General features: G+C 41.6%; 12 protein-coding genes. 9 read left to right on the forward strand and 3 right to left on the reverse strand.

The window, feature by feature from the left end; translation table 11 throughout:
• Nucleotides 1–676: 676 nt before the first annotated feature.
• Both BM073_RS07095 and BM073_RS07100 read right to left on the reverse strand, forming a co-directional pair.
• On the reverse strand, nucleotides 677–2,419 hold the full coding sequence (locus BM073_RS07095; RefSeq protein ID WP_091652495.1) for a M14 family metallopeptidase: 1,743 nt from the start codon (nucleotides 2,417–2,419) through the stop codon (nucleotides 677–679).
• A 3-nt stretch (nucleotides 2,420–2,422) separates the two neighbouring features.
• A complete protein-coding gene (locus tag BM073_RS07100) occupies nucleotides 2,423–4,015 on the reverse strand; it encodes a M14 family metallopeptidase (RefSeq protein WP_091652497.1) in 1,593 nt (530 codons plus the stop codon).
• Between the two features lie 212 nt (nucleotides 4,016–4,227).
• Between BM073_RS07100 and BM073_RS07105 the strand changes: the two genes are divergently transcribed.
• The 9 genes from BM073_RS07105 to BM073_RS07145 all read left to right on the forward strand — a co-directional run bounded on the left by BM073_RS07105 (nucleotide 4,228) and on the right by BM073_RS07145 (nucleotide 15,286).
• Nucleotides 4,228–5,058, forward strand: coding sequence for a universal stress protein (locus BM073_RS07105; protein ID WP_091652500.1), 831 nt, complete (start codon nucleotides 4,228–4,230; stop codon nucleotides 5,056–5,058).
• Nucleotides 5,059–5,064: 6 nt separating this feature from the next.
• On the forward strand, nucleotides 5,065–6,300 hold the full coding sequence (locus tag BM073_RS07110; protein ID WP_091652502.1) for a cation:proton antiporter: 1,236 nt from the start codon (nucleotides 5,065–5,067) through the stop codon (nucleotides 6,298–6,300).
• Between the two features lie 104 nt (nucleotides 6,301–6,404).
• The gene (gene hemH / locus BM073_RS07115) at nucleotides 6,405–7,433 is read left to right on the forward strand and encodes a ferrochelatase (RefSeq protein WP_091652505.1); all 1,029 of its coding nucleotides are present in this window, start codon (nucleotides 6,405–6,407) and stop codon (nucleotides 7,431–7,433) included.
• Between the two features lie 257 nt (nucleotides 7,434–7,690).
• Nucleotides 7,691–8,857, forward strand: coding sequence for a CynX/NimT family MFS transporter (locus BM073_RS07120; protein WP_091652508.1), 1,167 nt, complete (start codon nucleotides 7,691–7,693; stop codon nucleotides 8,855–8,857).
• Nucleotides 8,858–8,927: 70 nt separating this feature from the next.
• Nucleotides 8,928–9,530 carry a DUF2179 domain-containing protein gene (locus BM073_RS07125; RefSeq protein ID WP_091653036.1) on the forward strand — a complete coding sequence of 201 codons (603 nt, stop codon included), beginning with the start codon at nucleotides 8,928–8,930 and terminating at the stop codon, nucleotides 9,528–9,530.
• Complete coding sequence (locus BM073_RS07130; RefSeq protein ID WP_091652510.1) at nucleotides 9,530–10,237, forward strand: tRNA1(Val) (adenine(37)-N6)-methyltransferase; 708 nt, start codon at nucleotides 9,530–9,532, stop codon at nucleotides 10,235–10,237. Before BM073_RS07125 ends, BM073_RS07130 begins: the two co-directional genes overlap by 1 nt.
• A gap of 116 nt (nucleotides 10,238–10,353) precedes the next feature.
• Complete coding sequence (locus tag BM073_RS07135) at nucleotides 10,354–11,808, forward strand: IPT/TIG domain-containing protein (protein ID WP_091652512.1); 1,455 nt, start codon at nucleotides 10,354–10,356, stop codon at nucleotides 11,806–11,808.
• 9 nt (nucleotides 11,809–11,817) lie between these two features.
• Nucleotides 11,818–14,217: a TonB-dependent receptor gene (locus BM073_RS07140; protein WP_091652515.1), complete on the forward strand. Its 2,400-nt coding sequence runs from the start codon at nucleotides 11,818–11,820 to the stop codon at nucleotides 14,215–14,217.
• 1 nt (nucleotide 14,218) lies between these two features.
• Complete coding sequence (locus tag BM073_RS07145) at nucleotides 14,219–15,286, forward strand: DUF4249 domain-containing protein (RefSeq protein ID WP_091652518.1); 1,068 nt, start codon at nucleotides 14,219–14,221, stop codon at nucleotides 15,284–15,286.
• Between the two features lie 13 nt (nucleotides 15,287–15,299).
• Here the strand turns inward: BM073_RS07145 and BM073_RS07150 are convergent, their stop codons facing one another.
• Nucleotides 15,300–16,634 (reverse strand): saccharopine dehydrogenase C-terminal domain-containing protein, encoded by a 1,335-nt coding sequence (locus tag BM073_RS07150; RefSeq protein ID WP_091652520.1) that lies wholly within the window; start codon nucleotides 16,632–16,634, stop codon nucleotides 15,300–15,302.
• Nucleotides 16,635–16,661 lie beyond the last annotated feature (27 nt).

Here is a 16,661-nt window from a genome sequence, read left to right on the forward strand (position 1 = left end):
TGAGGGGTTTAACCACTTCGTGGTTAATTGATTCGTTTTATACATGAGACTATCATGTTCCTTGAAGCTTAAAAATGCTACTCGGAATGACCCATACATGACTTACTAAATAACAATCCTGAAAGGATTGAACTTTATAATAACCACGGGTGTAACCCGTGGATAAGAAAGCGACGAAGCCCTACTATCCTGACCCTGTAGGGGTCAAACTTTCTGAATAGCACTTAAAGTTCAACTCCTTCAGAGTTGTGAGCCATTATGTTGGAGCATCTTTCTTACCACCAGTTTCACTGGCGGTTATTGAGAGGTTTAACCACTTCGTGGTTATTCGACTTTTTGATTAAGTTATTCCATAGATCCAATCCTGAAAGGATTGAACTTTATAATAACCACGGGCCTGCCTTTGCCGGTAGGCAGGTGTAACCCGTGGCAAAGGAACCCAAGGTTATCTGCTACCCTGACCCTGAAGGGATCAAACTTTCTGAATAGCGCTTGAAGTTCAACTCCTTCAGAGTTGGGAGTCGCCATATTTGTGCATCTTTATACCACCAGTTTCACTGGCGGTTATTGAGGGGTTTAACCACTTAGTGGTTAATTGATTCATTGTCTAAAACTTTACAAAAAAAATCCCGCCAATAATTATTAGCGGGATTTATGTTTTGTCATTCAGATTTCCTTACTTCTTCCAACTAGCTTTTCCACCTTTGGCGGAATCGACGCTGATGCTATAATTGGATCCTGAGGATACAATCCAGCGAACTTTCACCGCACTCATTCCAGGGATATTTTCCACCGCAATTTTTTCCGGTGAGTGTTTTTGTTCTTTATAGCGTTTGAAATCCTCGTCCTCTACTACAAATCCAGCCACCACTTTTGCGCCGGAGATGCTCACATAGTCTGGTCTTTCGATATTGTATTTCAAATCCTGAGAGGAATGCGTAGGCATCATTCTTTCATTGAAAATGGTAGCAGTGATGGCTTTCAGTCTGCCTCCCAAATCTTCCTCCTTTACATCCATGACAGAAAGTTTCGGAGTATGATAAGCGTGGTAAATAGTAAAGGCAGAATTTCTATGTGCGTCTTGCTCCATCAAGAAGCCTGGATGAGCTCTTCCAAAGGTTTTTTTGAAACCACCAATCTCGATCTCTCCAAACTGTGGGTGCTCATAACTTTTCCAATTCACAAAGGCATCGCCAAAAGTCAAAAGCTGATCTACTTTCAATTGTTCTTCCTGATTGCCTCGACCTGCATTCTGGTGGAAGTATAGATAGGAAATCATCAACTCATTGGAATAAGTGAATATCCCACGGTTTCCATAAAACCAATCCAATTCGCCTCCAAATACGGAATAAAGGTCCTTGTAAACTGTCAAATACCTATATCCTGGCATCATTTCTTCACCTTTTTTTGCAATGGCGTCATAAATTCTGATATCCTCACGGTTGTAGGTGTTGACATCTTCCTCAGCACCTGGACCTCTTAGGATCATTCCTCCGTAGTTGTGATAGCTCTGTGCTCCGGCAATGTTTGGATGCTTCATCACAAACTCCATCACAGAGCGGTTTTCTGGCAAAGTGAAAGGATAGCGAAGAGCTCCTCTTTGAATATAGTCAGGTTGCCAATTCCAGCCCCAATCTCTGTTGGGATCGTAATAACCTACATCATCATCATTGATTCTTCCGTCTCCATCGAGGTCGGTTCCTTCCTGTCCCAGCATCTCATATTCTCCTACCTGATCAGGACCTACAGCTACCAATCTTCTGGGATCCAATGGGTCTTTGATATATCTGCCGGTTGGTGATTTTCTAATCATCATGGTGATATGTCCATCTCCATCTAAGTCGTCCATTTCATCTTCACCTGCCAAGCCATCTCCGTCATTATCCAGCTTCATTACACCAGAGCGAGGAGTGTTTTGAGTATTTGGTTTCAAAAAGAAATCATTTCTAGCATCCGGGTTAATCGTAGGCGTGATATAGAAAGTTTTATCCTTTAGGAGTTGCTGGATAAACTCATTGCTTCCATGCATTTCCGTCAAATACCAGGCTGTGTACAAGGCAAACTCAGCACCCTGAATTTCATTGGAGTGAATATTCCCGTCAATCCACATGGCTGGCTTGTCTGTATCTTTTCCGGATTCAAAATCTGTAATGGTCAGAGTCATAATATCCCTTCCCTCATAAGATTTTCCGATGGCTTCTATTTTTGCCAATTTGGGATGTGCCTTTGCGATTTTTTGCATGACATCCACCAGTCCTTCGTAAGTATAATACCTGTTCCAGGCGGTTTCTACTTTAGGTTGATGGGGTGTGCCCACTGCCCTGAAAAATTTTTCCTGAGCCTGGCTTTCTATTTGGCCAAAGCCTAATGCACTCATGGCCAAGGCAAGAATTAATTTCTTTGTTTTTATCTGTTTCATGGCTTAGAGTTTGAAAGTTGCGTTGATAAAGCCCACATGAGGTGCTCCTGCTTTGATGCTGACATCTCCTTTTCCTCTGATGATCCAGCTCAAACTGCTTTTTCCGAAAGCATCGATAGAATCAATCAGTTGGATTTTTTCTCCGGAAATCACTCTGTCCGCCGGAGCGTTCAAGTCCACACGGATTTTGCGAAGCCATCTGGATCTTTCACCCATTTCTGAGTGTGTAGGAAGTGGAGAGTTGTTGAATAAATCCAAACTCACACGGGTTAAACCGTTCCCCAAAGATTCAATCTTCAAATTTTGCACTTGTAATTTAGGCTGCATTTCAGCCAGCTTAAGAATGAAATCGGTATGTTCTTCAGCGATTTTCTCTACTTTTTCAAAAGGAGGATTGTGCATGACAAATGGCTTAATACCTCCCACTTCTACATTTTTGCCAGGGAAATCCGGGTGTGAAATTTCCTTCCAAGGAATAAAGACATCCTTCCAGCCCAATGAATCAGCCCAAGCTAAATAGGTAGCTTCAGGATTGCTTTTTCCTTTATATTCAGGAGTCCAGTAAGCAGGAGTGCTATAACTCAAGCGGGCAAAATGGAAATAAGCCCACTGGAAAAAGTCCCCGTCTGTGCCCTGATTAGTTTGCTGATAGGCTTTCTGAGAAACAGTTTCATTGTAGATCCCGGAAACCATAGCATTGATGGCCTGATCTTTCTCCAGAATAGAAGTGACTACCCGCTTTCTTGCCTCACCTGCATTGTATTTCAATGGAGATGAAAGATTGTTTGCAGGCGAAAAGGTCACAAAGGCAAAAATGTTCCATTGGTCAAAAAGATAGTCCAACATGGCTCTAGATTCTGGCTGAGAGACAGGAATATCACCTGCCAATGGCTGGAAAACCGGGAATTTATAAGTTAAGGACTTGTTGAATGCAATACCTTCTTGAAGGTCCTCCGCAAACTTTCCATCCTGATCATCGTCTTTACTTTCCTTGTAAACGAAATACTTTCCAGCTTCTCCCTTGCTTTTGTCTGCTTTGACCAGTACCCGATCATCTTCTTTGGATAGCATGTAATCTCCCATTGGATCTTCAACTCTCATCCAGGTAATGTATCCATCTCCATTGAGGTCTGTGTAGCCATTTTCTCCTGCCTTGCCATCACGATCATGGTCTACAGATGCTGCATTTCCCCTTCTTTCATATTTCAGAGAAGCATGATATTGCTCATAAGCATCAGGAGACATATTTGGAAAAATATAAAAAGTGGTATTCTCCAATGCAGATGCATGTTTGCTAATCAGATCTTCAGCAAATCTGGTAGCCAGTTCTACGCTGAGAACGTGAAATCCTTCTACCCCTCCGACTACTGCAATAGCTGGCTTTTGATCTTTATCGCCAGTACCAACTTTCAAAACCCAAATATCTTTTCCTCCCTGGGTTTTGGTGAGGGACTTTAATTCAGCAGAGGCATTGGAGCCTATTCGCTGCAGGCGCTGATTGAGCTGGCTCAGTGTGGGATAATCGGATTGAGCAGAAGCTGCTCCCGACCAGGCCATACCGACAGCCATCAGGCAACCGAGTACGATTTTTTTCATAAATCAATTGAGTTTAAAATTCTGTTTTGTATGATTTTTCAAAGATTATTTCACCTGAATTTTATTAAAAATTAAGGACAAAATGCAGGTCTGTTTTTCTGGAAGCCATAAATATGCGTGAGTGGGAACAGCTTTGGATAAATGGTGGGAAGCATTTTTTTGTTGTTAGGTTCACGATTTTTCGTTTATTTGAGTTAAACCCATCAACCTTTATGTATCAAAAAATTGCCCTTGCAATAGCATTTTCACCTCGAATTGAGGCGCTTATTGCTGAAGTCAAAAGGCTGGTATTGCTTTTTGATTCGGAATTGATTCTGATTCATGTTGGTGTCAAAACGCCCGAATTAGAGAAAAAGCTGACTGAATTAATTGAAAAAAACCAATGTGATCCTGCGAAAACCAAAGTCTTGTGGAAGGAAGGAAAGCCTGTAAAAATGATTCTTCAGGCTTGCAGAGAGGAAAAGGTGGATCTATTGGTTGCCGGAGCTTTGAAACAAGAAGGTCTGTTTAAGTATTATATGGGTTCTGTAGGGAGAAAAATCATCAGAAAATCTCCCTGCTCGGTACTGACCCTGATCGAGCCAAGAGTTAAAACCTCCGAGTTTTCCAGAGTGGTCATCAATGGAACCCAGCTGGAAATCACTCCACAAGTGATCAAGCATGGCTTGGAGTTTTCAAAAGTGGTCAAGGCAGACCAAGTGTCCATTTTGAATGAAATCAAAATGTATGGTTTGCAGATGGGAACGGCTAGTGAGGATTCGGAAGAAGAAATTGCTCATACCAGAAGACAGCTGGTTCAGAATGAGATTGACTACGTGGAGCAAATTCTTAAAGACCTAGATAAAGGAAAATTGAAAATTAATATAAAAGTTACCGGAGGGAAATGGGCTGTGGAGTTGGCAAGGTTCTGTGAAAAAACTGATGCCAATCTGTTGGTTGTAGGAGACGAGAGAAAGCTCAATTTCTTTGATAGGATTTTCCCGCATGACTTGGAAGAGTTGCTCAGCACCCTTCCTTGCAATCTTTTAATCGTAAAAAAATAAGCCTCCATGGAAACGTTAAACCATAAGGAGGTCATCAATCTCCTCCTCCAACTTGCGGCTATGTTGATCATGGCCAGAGTTTTTGCTGAGATTGCCAGAAAATTGAAACAGCCTGCTGTGGTAGGCGAAATATTAGCAGGAATTGTTTTGGGACCCACTATTTTGGGTTCTTTGATGCCGGGCTTTCAGGAATATCTGTTTGGTTCGCATGAAATGTCCAATATCGCATTGGATGGATTTGTGCAGATTTCTGTGGTCTTGCTCCTCTTCATTGCAGGACTTGAAGTGGAACTGCAGATTGTCTGGAGTCAAGGGAAAAATGCACTCAAAATTGCGGTAGCCTCCATGGTGCTTCCCATTATTGCTGGGTTTGTGGTAGCCTATGCCTTCCCGGAGTTTTTGGGAGTCAATATTAATGACAGGATAGTAGCTTCTACCTTCTTTGGTTTGGCCATAGGAATTACGGCTTTGGCAGTGGTTGCCCGGATTTTGATGGATTTGAATTTATTCAAAACCCAAACCGGACTACTGATTATAGCCGCTGCGATGATTGTGGATGTATTGGGTTGGATTGTGTTTTCAGTGATTCTTTCCCTATCAGAATCAGGAAGTGGAGGCTTGGGAGTCTGGCCAACTATCGGTCTGACGCTGGCTTTTACCTTAATCATGCTGACTATTGGTAAAGGCTTGATCAATAAGACACTTCCTTGGGTCAATAAGAAAATGGCCTGGCCGGGAGGCTTATTGTCACTTTCTTTGGCTATTTGTTTTTTGGCGGCTTCCTTTACAGAATTTATAGGAATTCACGCAATTTTCGGAGCCTTTATCATAGGCGTAGCCTTGGGAGATTCGGAGTATTTAACTGAAAAAGCCAAGGAGATTCTTCATCAGTTTATCAATAATATTTTCGCTCCCATATTCTTTGTTTCAATTGGATTGAAGGTGAATTTTATTGAAAGTTTTGATTTGGGAGTGACGGGAGTGATTGTCATCGTCGGCTTATTGACCAAGTATTATGGAGCCTACTTTGGAAGTAGATTGGCACAAATCCCTAGAAGAGAGTCTATCATTGTAGGTTTCGGCTTGAGCACCAGAGGTAGCATGGATATCATATTAGGATTGATTGCATTGGAATCCGGCTTAGTTTCAGACTCTCTATTTATTGGCTTGGTGATTTTGGCATTAGTTTCTTCCATTGCTTCAGGTCCTTTGATGGGCTGGGCAGGCAGGCTCAAAATCTAAAAGCTTTTATCAATGTCATATAAGTCGGTTCAATTGGCTTGATTTAACTTTCTCTCGTAATTTTGAGTTGTAAAGGTTCAACACCCATTATCAAACAATAAATCATGGCCAAAAGCGGAAAAATTGGCGTTTTACTCGTCAATTTAGGAACTCCAGATAGCACCAAAACTGGAGACGTAAGAAAATATCTTCGGGAATTTTTGATGGATGGAAGAGTGATTGACTTTCCATTTATTCCCCGATGGATGTTAGTGAATTTGATTATTGCGCCTTTTCGGGCTCCAAAATCCGCTAAAGAATACAGAAAACTCTGGACGGACAGAGGATCTCCTCTGCTTTTTCATACAGAAGACTTAAAAGAAAAATTGGTTGCCAAGTTGGACGCTGAGGAATATTTGGTTTCCATGGCTATGCGCTACCAAAGTCCAAGTATTGAGTCAGGTTTGAAAGAGTTGATGGATGCTAAGGTAAGGAAGATCATCGTTCTGCCACTTTTTCCTCAATATGCTTCTGCAACCAATGGTTCTGTGATTGACAAGGTCATGGAAATTGCCCGAGGCTGGCAGATTATTCCTGAGATTACCTTTATCAGCAATTTTGTTGAGCATCCATTATTCATTCAGGCTTGGGAAGAATTGGGCAAGGAGATGATGCAGCAAGATCAATATGATCGTTACCTCTTTTCTTATCATGGATTACCGGAGAGACAAATCCGGAAGGGGTCGGTGGATAATTATTGTAAGCTGGGAGCCTGCTGTAATAAATACGGGCCTAAAAACCAATTTTGTTACCGAGCTCAATGCTTTCATACCACCCGCTTAGTGGCCGCAAAACTTGGATTGCCGGAGGACAAAGTCATGACTTGTTTTCAGTCTAGATTAGGTAAGGACCCTTGGATCAAACCTTATACTGAAGATGTAATCAAAGAGCTCGCAGAGCAGGGAGTCAAAAAAGTATTGGTCTTCTCACCGGCATTTGTGGCGGATTGCTTGGAAACTACCGTGGAGGTAGGAGAGGAGTACAAAGAAGAGTTTGAAGAGTTGGGAGGCGAAAAATGGGATTTGGTTCCAAGTCTAAACTCTACTGATACTTGGGTAGACTGTGTGAAAGATTTGGTGGAAACACATTCTTGAAAAGTCTGAAAGCTGAAGTGAGAAGGCTGAAAAGTAGGCAGTAGACAGTAGGTAGTGCCGTCAATGCGAGGAACGAAGCGGTCTCAAGAAGTCTGAAAACTGAAGTTAGAAGGCTGAAATTCAAAGTGAGAAAGCTGAAGTCTAAAAGCTGAAATGAAGAAAGGGTGTGCTTGAGGGGGAGACTTTGTAAAATTTTAATCCAAATTAAAAGTATCCAACATAAAATAGATTAGGGAAACTGAATTAATGTCTCTTCTTTGACTCCATCTAAAAAAAGCCAGCTCTTATTGATTTTTGGGATTGCGTTGATTTCTATCAATTTGCGAACCTCCATTGCCTCTGTGGGACCACTAATTCCATTCATTCGGGAGGATTTGGATATTTCCAATGGACTGGCTGGGTTTCTTACCACGCTTTCATTGATCACCTTCGCGATCTTCTCCCTCTTTGCGCCATCAATAGGTAAACGCATTGGGAATGCAAGAGCGATATTTTTGGGTATTTCTCTGCTAACAGTTGGTGTAATTATTCGAGTATTGGGGGGAACAACCCTGCTTTTTGTTGGAACTGCCTTGACAGGAATAGGAATTGTCATTGCCAATGTGCTGATGATTCCCCTTTTCAAAGCCAGAATTCCGGAAAAAATGGGTTTGATGACCGCGATTCTATCCACGGGCATGTCGCTTTTTGCCGCGATCGCTTCTGGCCTGAGTGTACCTTTGGCTGTAGATTTAAATTTGGGTTGGAGAGGTTCTTTAGCTTCTTGGTCTCTGGTGATGCTATTGGCTTTGGCTGTTTGGTTTCCCCAAGTAAAATTGAAGCCCAAAGCTGCAAATTTGAGCAATGAGGCCATTAAAAATGTCTGGAAATCCACCCTTGCTTGGCAGGTCACGTTGTTTATGGGTGCTCAATCAGTCATGTATTTTACCATGGTCACTTGGCTTCCTGACATGTTGATCTCAAGAGGAATGAGTCCTGTTTTAGCTGGAGTTGCTTTATCTTATGCCCAGCTTATTTCGCTTTTGGGGACCTTTTTCGCTCCTAATTTTTTGATCAGGCAAAAAGAACAGACCGGAGTAATAATTGGTGTTGGCCTGGCTTATTTCTTAGGCTATGGATTGCTTTTCATTGAGCTGGACTGGGTGGCCTTTGTATCATTGACCATCATAGGAATAGGGAGCGGTGCCAGCTTGAGTATTGCATATACTTTAATTTCTCTTAGAACCATTGAGGATAGGACTACTGCCAAGCTTTCCGGAATGGTACAATCTGCAGGGTATGTTTTAGCTGCTTTAGGCCCGCTTTTATTCGGGATTTCTTTGGATTTGATCGGAGATTGGGATTTGTTGATTTGGTTTTTGATCATCATGACGGCTCAATTCTTGGCATTTGGCATTCCAGCCGGCAGAAATAGAAAAATCTGAGTTTGGAAGATATTCTTCTCGCCTTGCCGGGAAAGTGGTACCTTTGTGCTTTCATCAAGACCGAAGGCAAATGCAAGATTTCTTATACGAATTAGGGGTTTCCGAACAGCTTTTCAACTATGTCATCATGCCTGCTTTGATATTCATAGCTAGGGTCGGAGATGTATCGATTAATACCCTTCGCATCATGTTTATGATGAGCGGAAAGCGGAATGTCGCTCCTTTTTTAGGGTTTTTTGAAGCGCTCATCTGGTTGCTCGCTATCGGGCAAATCTTCCAAAATATCAATAATCCTATGTCCTACATTGCTTATGCTGCCGGCTTTGGTACCGGAACTTACGTAGGTATGTTTTTCGAAGAAAAATTGGCCTTGGGGAGAGTGTTGGTAAGAATCATTACGCCAATTTCTGAACCCAAATTACTGGAGTTTATGAAGGAAAGAGATTATAGGTTTACCAGTGTGGGAGCGGAAGGAAGGTATGGAAAGGTGAATCTACTTTTTACTGTGATGAAGCGGGAGAATCTTCAGGAATTCATCGCAAAGGTTAAGGAAATCGATGAAAAGGCTTTTTATACCATAGAGAGCGTAAAGCGGGTTTCAGAAGATGAATTGAATGTGATGGAGGACAGGCCACGATTCAAATCCAGATTATTCAGCAAAGCCAGGACCTGATGGGCAATAGCTGGTTTCAGTTTCAGCAGTTTCGGGTGGAACAGGATCGCTGTGCCATGAAGATTTCTACCGATGCAGTCCTTTTAGGATCATTAGCAGAGGGGGAAGAGACCAAAACTATTCTGGATATAGGTACTGGAACAGGTGTCATTTCTTTGATGTTGGCCCAGCGCTTTGAGCAAGCAAATATTTTTGCAATAGAAATTGATCAAGATGCCTTTGAGCAGGCTAGGATGAATTTTGAGCAAAGCATCTTTTCGGATAGGATAGAAATTTCAAAAGGCGCTATTCAGGATTTGAAGAAAAAGTCCTCTTTCGATTTGATCGTATCAAATCCCCCATATTTCCCTGATCATTTGAAATCTCCAGATTCCAAGAGAAACCAAGCATTACATACCGACAGTCTATCATTTGAGGATTTAGCGAATTCAGTAGACCAGCTTTTGACTAAGGATGGCGCGTTTTGGGTGATATTGCCACCGCGCCAAATGGCAGAGTTAGAGTTGATTTTTTCCAAACTTGGTTTTAACTCTGGACAGGAAATACAGGTACAGGATAGACCTGGCAAACCTATTCACAGAATAGTGAGGTCCTTTTACAGAACTTTTCAGGAAAAAAGGCAAACTCGAATTTTCATAAAAGAAGATTCTGGGGACTATTCGGAGCTTTATAAAAGCCTTATTTCTGGATTTTTATTAGGTTTTTGAAAGGATCGCGTTCAAAAACTGAGGTTGAATGTTAAATCCCTGAAAGATTCAGGTTCAAGGGTTGTAATAAATAGGTATTTCTCTATTTTTGGGGACTTATTAGCTACCCCAGTTTTATGAAAAAAATTCTGTCTCTTTGCTGTTTGGCAATGCTTTTTTTGGGATGGGCCTGTACCGAAGAAAATGAAACCACATTTGTAGTCACTGAAGAAATACTATATGCCAGTGGTGAACAAGTTCGGCTTTTGGGAAGGGTAATCAGTAATCAATCCGTGCAGGTTCAGGATCATGGTTTTTACCTTTCTAAAGACCCTAATTTTGCATCACCCATCATCATTTCTTTAGGGGCAAAGGATGGCCCGGGAAGGTTTATCGGGCAAGTATCAAATTTGGAAGTTAATCAACTCTATTATGCCAAATCATTTTTCAATACCGGGGCAGGAGATGAATTCGGAAATGTACTTGAAGTTCGGACTTTACCGGTTGGTTTGGAATCATTTAGTCCCGCTTTTGGGGCTACTGGACAAGAGATGACCATTATCGGAAGAAACTTTACCAAAGACACCAAAGTGTTTTTTGGTTCTGTGGAAGCTCAAATCATCAGCATTACCCTAGAAAGCAGAATTCGGGTAAGAATACCTGCCCCTAAGGATGGTGTGACTGTTCCTATCAAAATTCAGGTTCAAAATAATGTAGTAGAGTTTCCTGAAAAATTTGAATATAGAGTAGGTACTTATGAATTGATCACCGCTTTTCCTCAGGAAATAAAGGTTTACGACAATGTGTTTTTCCAGAGAAACTCAGGTCTTCATATAGGATTAGGGTCTGAAAGAAGACTTTTTCAGTTAGAGTATTTCCAGCGATATGATATAGCAACTAAAACTTGGGATAGAGTGGGATTTCCCGGCTCTCCAAGATCTTTTGCTTTTTTCACGGACAACTATATTGGTGGAGGAACTGCCAGACTTGGAAATCCCATTGTCATAAATTCCAGCTTTTGGAAGATTACAGACTCTGGTTTTGAACAATTGGGTGATTTACCTTTTGACAGTAGGGAGTCTTTAGCTTTTGAAATTAACTCCACGCTCTATGTTTTGGGAACTAAGCAAAGTAACGAGGCATCTTTTAGAAAGTATAATCCTGTAACCAAAGTTTGGAGTTCGCTGGGAACACCTCCTGAGAATTTCAATGCAGAAAATGCTCACTTTATCTATCAAGGGAGAGCCTATGTAATCGGGAAAGATAAATCAGTTTGGTCCTATACTCCATCCAGCGATTCTTGGCAAATAGTTTCCAGTTATCCAGGGGGACTAGGTGATGGATATGGGATGGGTAGAGTAATCGGAGATAAGGCTTATGTTGGGCTTTATCGTAGATCAGATGAATTGTGGGAGCTTAATCTGAATACCCTTACATGGAAACCCAAAAATCCGATGCCGGGCTTACCTCAAAGTATTTTGGTAGGGCACTTCGTCAAAGATGGAGTATTATACATCATGCGAGTCCCAGACATTACCCTGGCAGGATCATATCCTATGAATATGTACAAATTTACACCTGAGGGATTTTAAAATTTGACTATGAAGCGACTTTTACCTCTTATACTTTTCTTGCTCACGCATGTAGCTTTTACCCAAACCCAACCCAAAAGGGAGGTAGTCGGTAGAGATGTTGGGCAATTGAAAAACATCAAAATCTCAGGGAGGATAATGGATGAGATTACAGGTGAAGCACTGGTAGGTGCTACTGTAACAGTACCTGAATTGAACGTCACCCGGATCACTGATTCCAATGGAGGATTTGAGCTAGTTCTTGACCGGGCTGAATACATTTTGGAGTTTAGATATGTGGGATATGAGACCATCAAATATCCCATCGTTGCAGTAGGAGATGGGAGAATTTCCATTCGGATGCTTCAAGAAGATTTTCAGTTGGACGATGTGGTTATATTCGGAAGAGACCCGGAGAAAAATATTCGATCAACCGATATGGGGGCGATTACATTGAGTATGAACTCGATCAAGGAACTTCCTCCATTCCTCGGGGAAGTGGATATTATTCGCTCTATGGCTACGCTTCCAGGTGTATCGCAAGTTGGTGAGGCTGCAGCGGGATTGAATGTACGGGGAGGAGGGGCAGATCAAAACCTAATTCAGTTTGCCGGGGCTCCAATTTATAACCCAACTCACCTTTTTGGGCTTTTTACTTCTTTCAATGCGGATGTAGTCAATGATGTGACTTTATACAAGTCAGTAATCCCTACACGCTACGGGGGCAGGGGTTCATCCATTTTGGATATTCTACCAAAAACCGGAAGTATTGACAAATGGGGAGGAGACTTGATGTTGAGTAATTTTTCTGGAAAAATCGGCGTCAATGGACCGCTTATCAAAAATAAATTATCTGTCAGGGGAGGCTTTAGAGGCTCTTATATCAATTGGTTTTTGGGTGCTTTGAGCAATCCTGACTTGAATAATTCGCAGGCGAATTTTTATGATGGCAATTTGGTGATTTCAGCTCCTATTTCTGAAAACAATGAATTCACCTATAGCTATTACACCTCATACGATGATTTTGCTTTTGCCTCAGATACTACAATATCCTGGAAAAATAATTCCCACTCTCTTCAGTGGAAAAGCAAGTTTGGCGAGAAGTTGAGCCTGGAGGCTTTGGGTTATTATACCCAATATGATTACAGCATCTTTAATCGATCAGGGATCAATGATTTTGATTTGAATTCAGGAATTCAAGATTTCGGAATTAAGGCATTCATGACTTATCAGATCGGAGAAAATAACAGAGTGACTTTTGGCGGTGATTTCAAAGATTTGACTGTTCAGCCTGGTGAATTGATCCCCTCCAGCGAGCAGGAATCTGGAATATTGCCTAAAAAGGTGCAGGATGAATTTGGTAGGGAATCCGGGGTACATTTTCAGCATGAACTGGAATTCGGAGAGAAAATTGGGATATCCTACGGCTTAAGGTATGACATGTATCAGTATTTGGGACCAAGGACGGTGAGACAATATGCCGAAAACCAACCCAAATCTGAAGGTTCAGCTATTTCAGAAAGAAGCTATGCGGATGGTGAAAACATTATTTCCTATGATGGACTTGGCCCTAGGGGCTCAATTCGCTACTCGCTTTCCAAATACAGCTCTATCAAAGCTGGATACAACAAGATGTATCAATTCATCCATTTAATTTCCAACACAGCAACCATTGCGCCGACAGATGTTTGGAAGTTGAGTGATGAGTTTTTAAAGCCTCAGATCGTAGATCAATACTCCTTGGGATTTTATAACAATTTCAAGGGAAATATTTTCGAGACTTCTATTGAGGTCTACTACAAGGACATTCAAAATGTAGTGGAGTATAAAGATGGTGCTAACCTAATCCTTCAAAATCATATTGAAACCGAGCTTGTTCCTGCACAGGGCAGAGCCTACGGGATTGAGTTATATGTGAAAAAGAATTTGGGAAGATTGACAGGTTGGGTGTCCTATACCTATTCCAGAAGCTTGAGAAGAGTAATTACACCATTTGAGGAAGAAATGATCAACGATGGCGAATGGTTTGCTTCTAATTTCGATAAGCCTCATGATTTGACATTGATCGGAAATTACAAGGTTTCCACCAATACCTCTATTTCTGCAACTTTCGGATACAGTACAGGGAGACCAGTTACTTTTCCTGAGGCCAAGTTTGATTACTCAGGGAATAATCTAGCTTTCTTTGACAGAAGAAACGAACAGAGACTTCCGGATTTCCACCGACTGGACCTTTCAGTGAATTTTAAGTTGAAAGGAAAAGGCAAGTTCTATGATGGTGATTGGACTTTCTCCGTGCTAAATGTGTACGGAAGAAGAAATCCATTCTCTCTCTTTTTTGTGGATGAAGCAGGAGCACCTCCTCAAGCCCTTCGTTTGGCAGTGTTGGGAGTTCCTTTACCAAGTTTAAGCTATTCAATTAAGTTTTGAGATGAGAGTATTTAAAAAGCTTTTTTACGTCCTTTTGATGCTGCCTATGGCCTGCATTGATCCCTATGAAGTGGAAGTTGGGGAAGGGGAACAGTTGCTTACCATAGAGGGAATGATTACCACACAGCCGGGTAGACAGGTAATTCGACTGACAAGAAGTGCTACTTATGGTTCTGTATTTGAAGGGCTGATACGGCCAGTCACAGGTGCTACGGTTATTGTAAGAGATGATTTGGGAAACGTAGTTTTTCTAGCTGAGTCAGCAAATGATAGGGGAGCTTATTTTACACCTGAAAATTTTGCTGCCCAGCTTGGACGAAGCTACACCTTGCAGATACAAACGCCAGATGGAACCGTCTATACTTCTTTTCCTGAGAAAGTAAATGCAGTGCCTGAAATCAATAATCTCAGTGTTCAGACTGTTCGGATTCCTGTAGAAGGAGAATTGAATGATAGATCAGGAGTTCAGTTAATAGCAGAGATCAATGATCCTGTGGATGAAAATAACTTCTACTTCTGGCGAAATGGGCCGTCAGTTTATGTTTTGGAGACCAGGCCTGACCTATTTACTCCTCGACCATCTGATGCTAACCCAAGTCGTGATCCTCAGCCCAAACCTTGTTGTATTGCATGTTTTAGATCAGAACAAGTCAGTAACCAAAGCATATTCATCGCAAACGATGATAATTTCAATGGCCTAACTACCCGAATTCCAGTTGCATTTATTGAGGATGACGGCTTGCGATTTGTCAAGACCTACCGGGTAGATGTGAGGCAGATGAGCATTTCACAAGAGGCCTATCGTTTTCTTAGGTTGGTAAAGCAACAAACAGAAATCAGCGGCTCGGTATTTGATCCTCCTCCTGCTAGTATTCGTGGCAATATGATTAATTTGGAAAACCCTGAAGAAGTGGTTTTAGGTTACTTTATAGTTGGTGCAGAGACGGTAAGAAGAATCTATATCGATCAGAATGATTTAACCTTCCGACAAAATAAAGCTATTATTCCCGACGATTGCAGGGAAGTTCCGGGAGCCCAAGTAGCTCCGCCTGCTGATTGGAATCCTTAGTCTGAATTCCGGTCTATGGCTGGAATTCAGATTTTTCTTGGAATACGATCTCTCTTTTTTCCAACTCTTCCAAAATGGGTAGGTAGATTTCCGGGAGGATGGGTAGATGTAATCCGCTTAGTTTTATTTTTCCATCCAAAAATAAATCCACCGCAATTGCGAGGGGTAATCCTACAGTTTTAGCCATGGCGGTGTAGGTCGAATCCTCTCCGAAGCAGGCTAAACTTGATGTGAGTATCTCTTTTCCTTGATCAGTTTCTAGTTCGAACAAATGCTGCATCACGATCATATCCCGATCTTCCTTCCCCAAAGCCCAGTCGATTTCCAAAATTGCTTGAAGTAAGGAGGCAGGACTTCCGGATGTTTTTGGCAGCTTTCGATCACTAAAAAATCCCAGCCATTGTAATTTTTCAAAGGTTGGGAAGTCCAAATCTTGGATCAAGACCCCTAGTTTTTCTTCCACGGAAAGTTGAGGGTCATAGGGTAAAAATGCATTGATGAAATCCCGTAGTGTACTGTTTTCAGGAAAATTCACCTCGAAACTATCATCCGTCATCCCCAACTGAACGAATACATTCCAAGCTTTGCAGTAACCGGCCCTTCTCAAAGTTCCTCGAAGTAAGGTGGGGATGTTTTCCAAACCATATACTTTTCTATAGCTTAAGGAATCCCTATTGGCATAGCCATCAAAATCTCCCAATCCTTCAAAATGTATGGATTCCAGCCTCTTATAAAGTTGATGATAAGGAATGAATTTCAGGTCTCCTTTTTCTATATAACGCGAAGTCCCCTGACCTGCCAACACCACATTTCTTGGGTTCCAGGTGAATTTATACTTCCAGGGATTATCTTCCGATTCAGGTGCAAGAAGTCCACCGCAGTAGGATTTGAAAGAGGTGATTTGATGCCCTTTTTCCTTTGCTTCATCAATAATTTTCATGGCAGACATGTGATCTATTCCTGGGTCCAAGCCACATTCATTCAGAAAAAACAATCCTTTTTCACCGATCTCTGAAGCCATTTTTTTTAAATCCTCAGATTCATAGGAGGCAGAGAAAAAATGCTTCCCCAAATCCAAACAGTCTTTGGCAATTGTTGGGTGCATAAAGGCAGGAAGCATGGAGATCACCAGGTCGGATTCCTGAATAAGCGATCTTCTTTTTTCAGGATCGGAAACATCCAAAGATTTTGCGAAAGTATTGGGGCGGTTTTTGAGCTTTTCCAAAGCTGCTTTTTCATCCAGGTCTGCTAAAATCAATTTCCTGTCTTTGTTTTGACAAGTGTCAGAAAGATAATCAATGAGGTAAGTGGAGGATTTTCCGCCTCCTAAAATCAAAATACTATGCATGGGTAAAATTTGAGTTCTCCTGATAAA

The organism is Algoriphagus ornithinivorans, from assembly GCF_900115305.1.
GTDB lineage: Bacteria > Bacteroidota > Bacteroidia > Cytophagales > Cyclobacteriaceae > Algoriphagus > Algoriphagus ornithinivorans.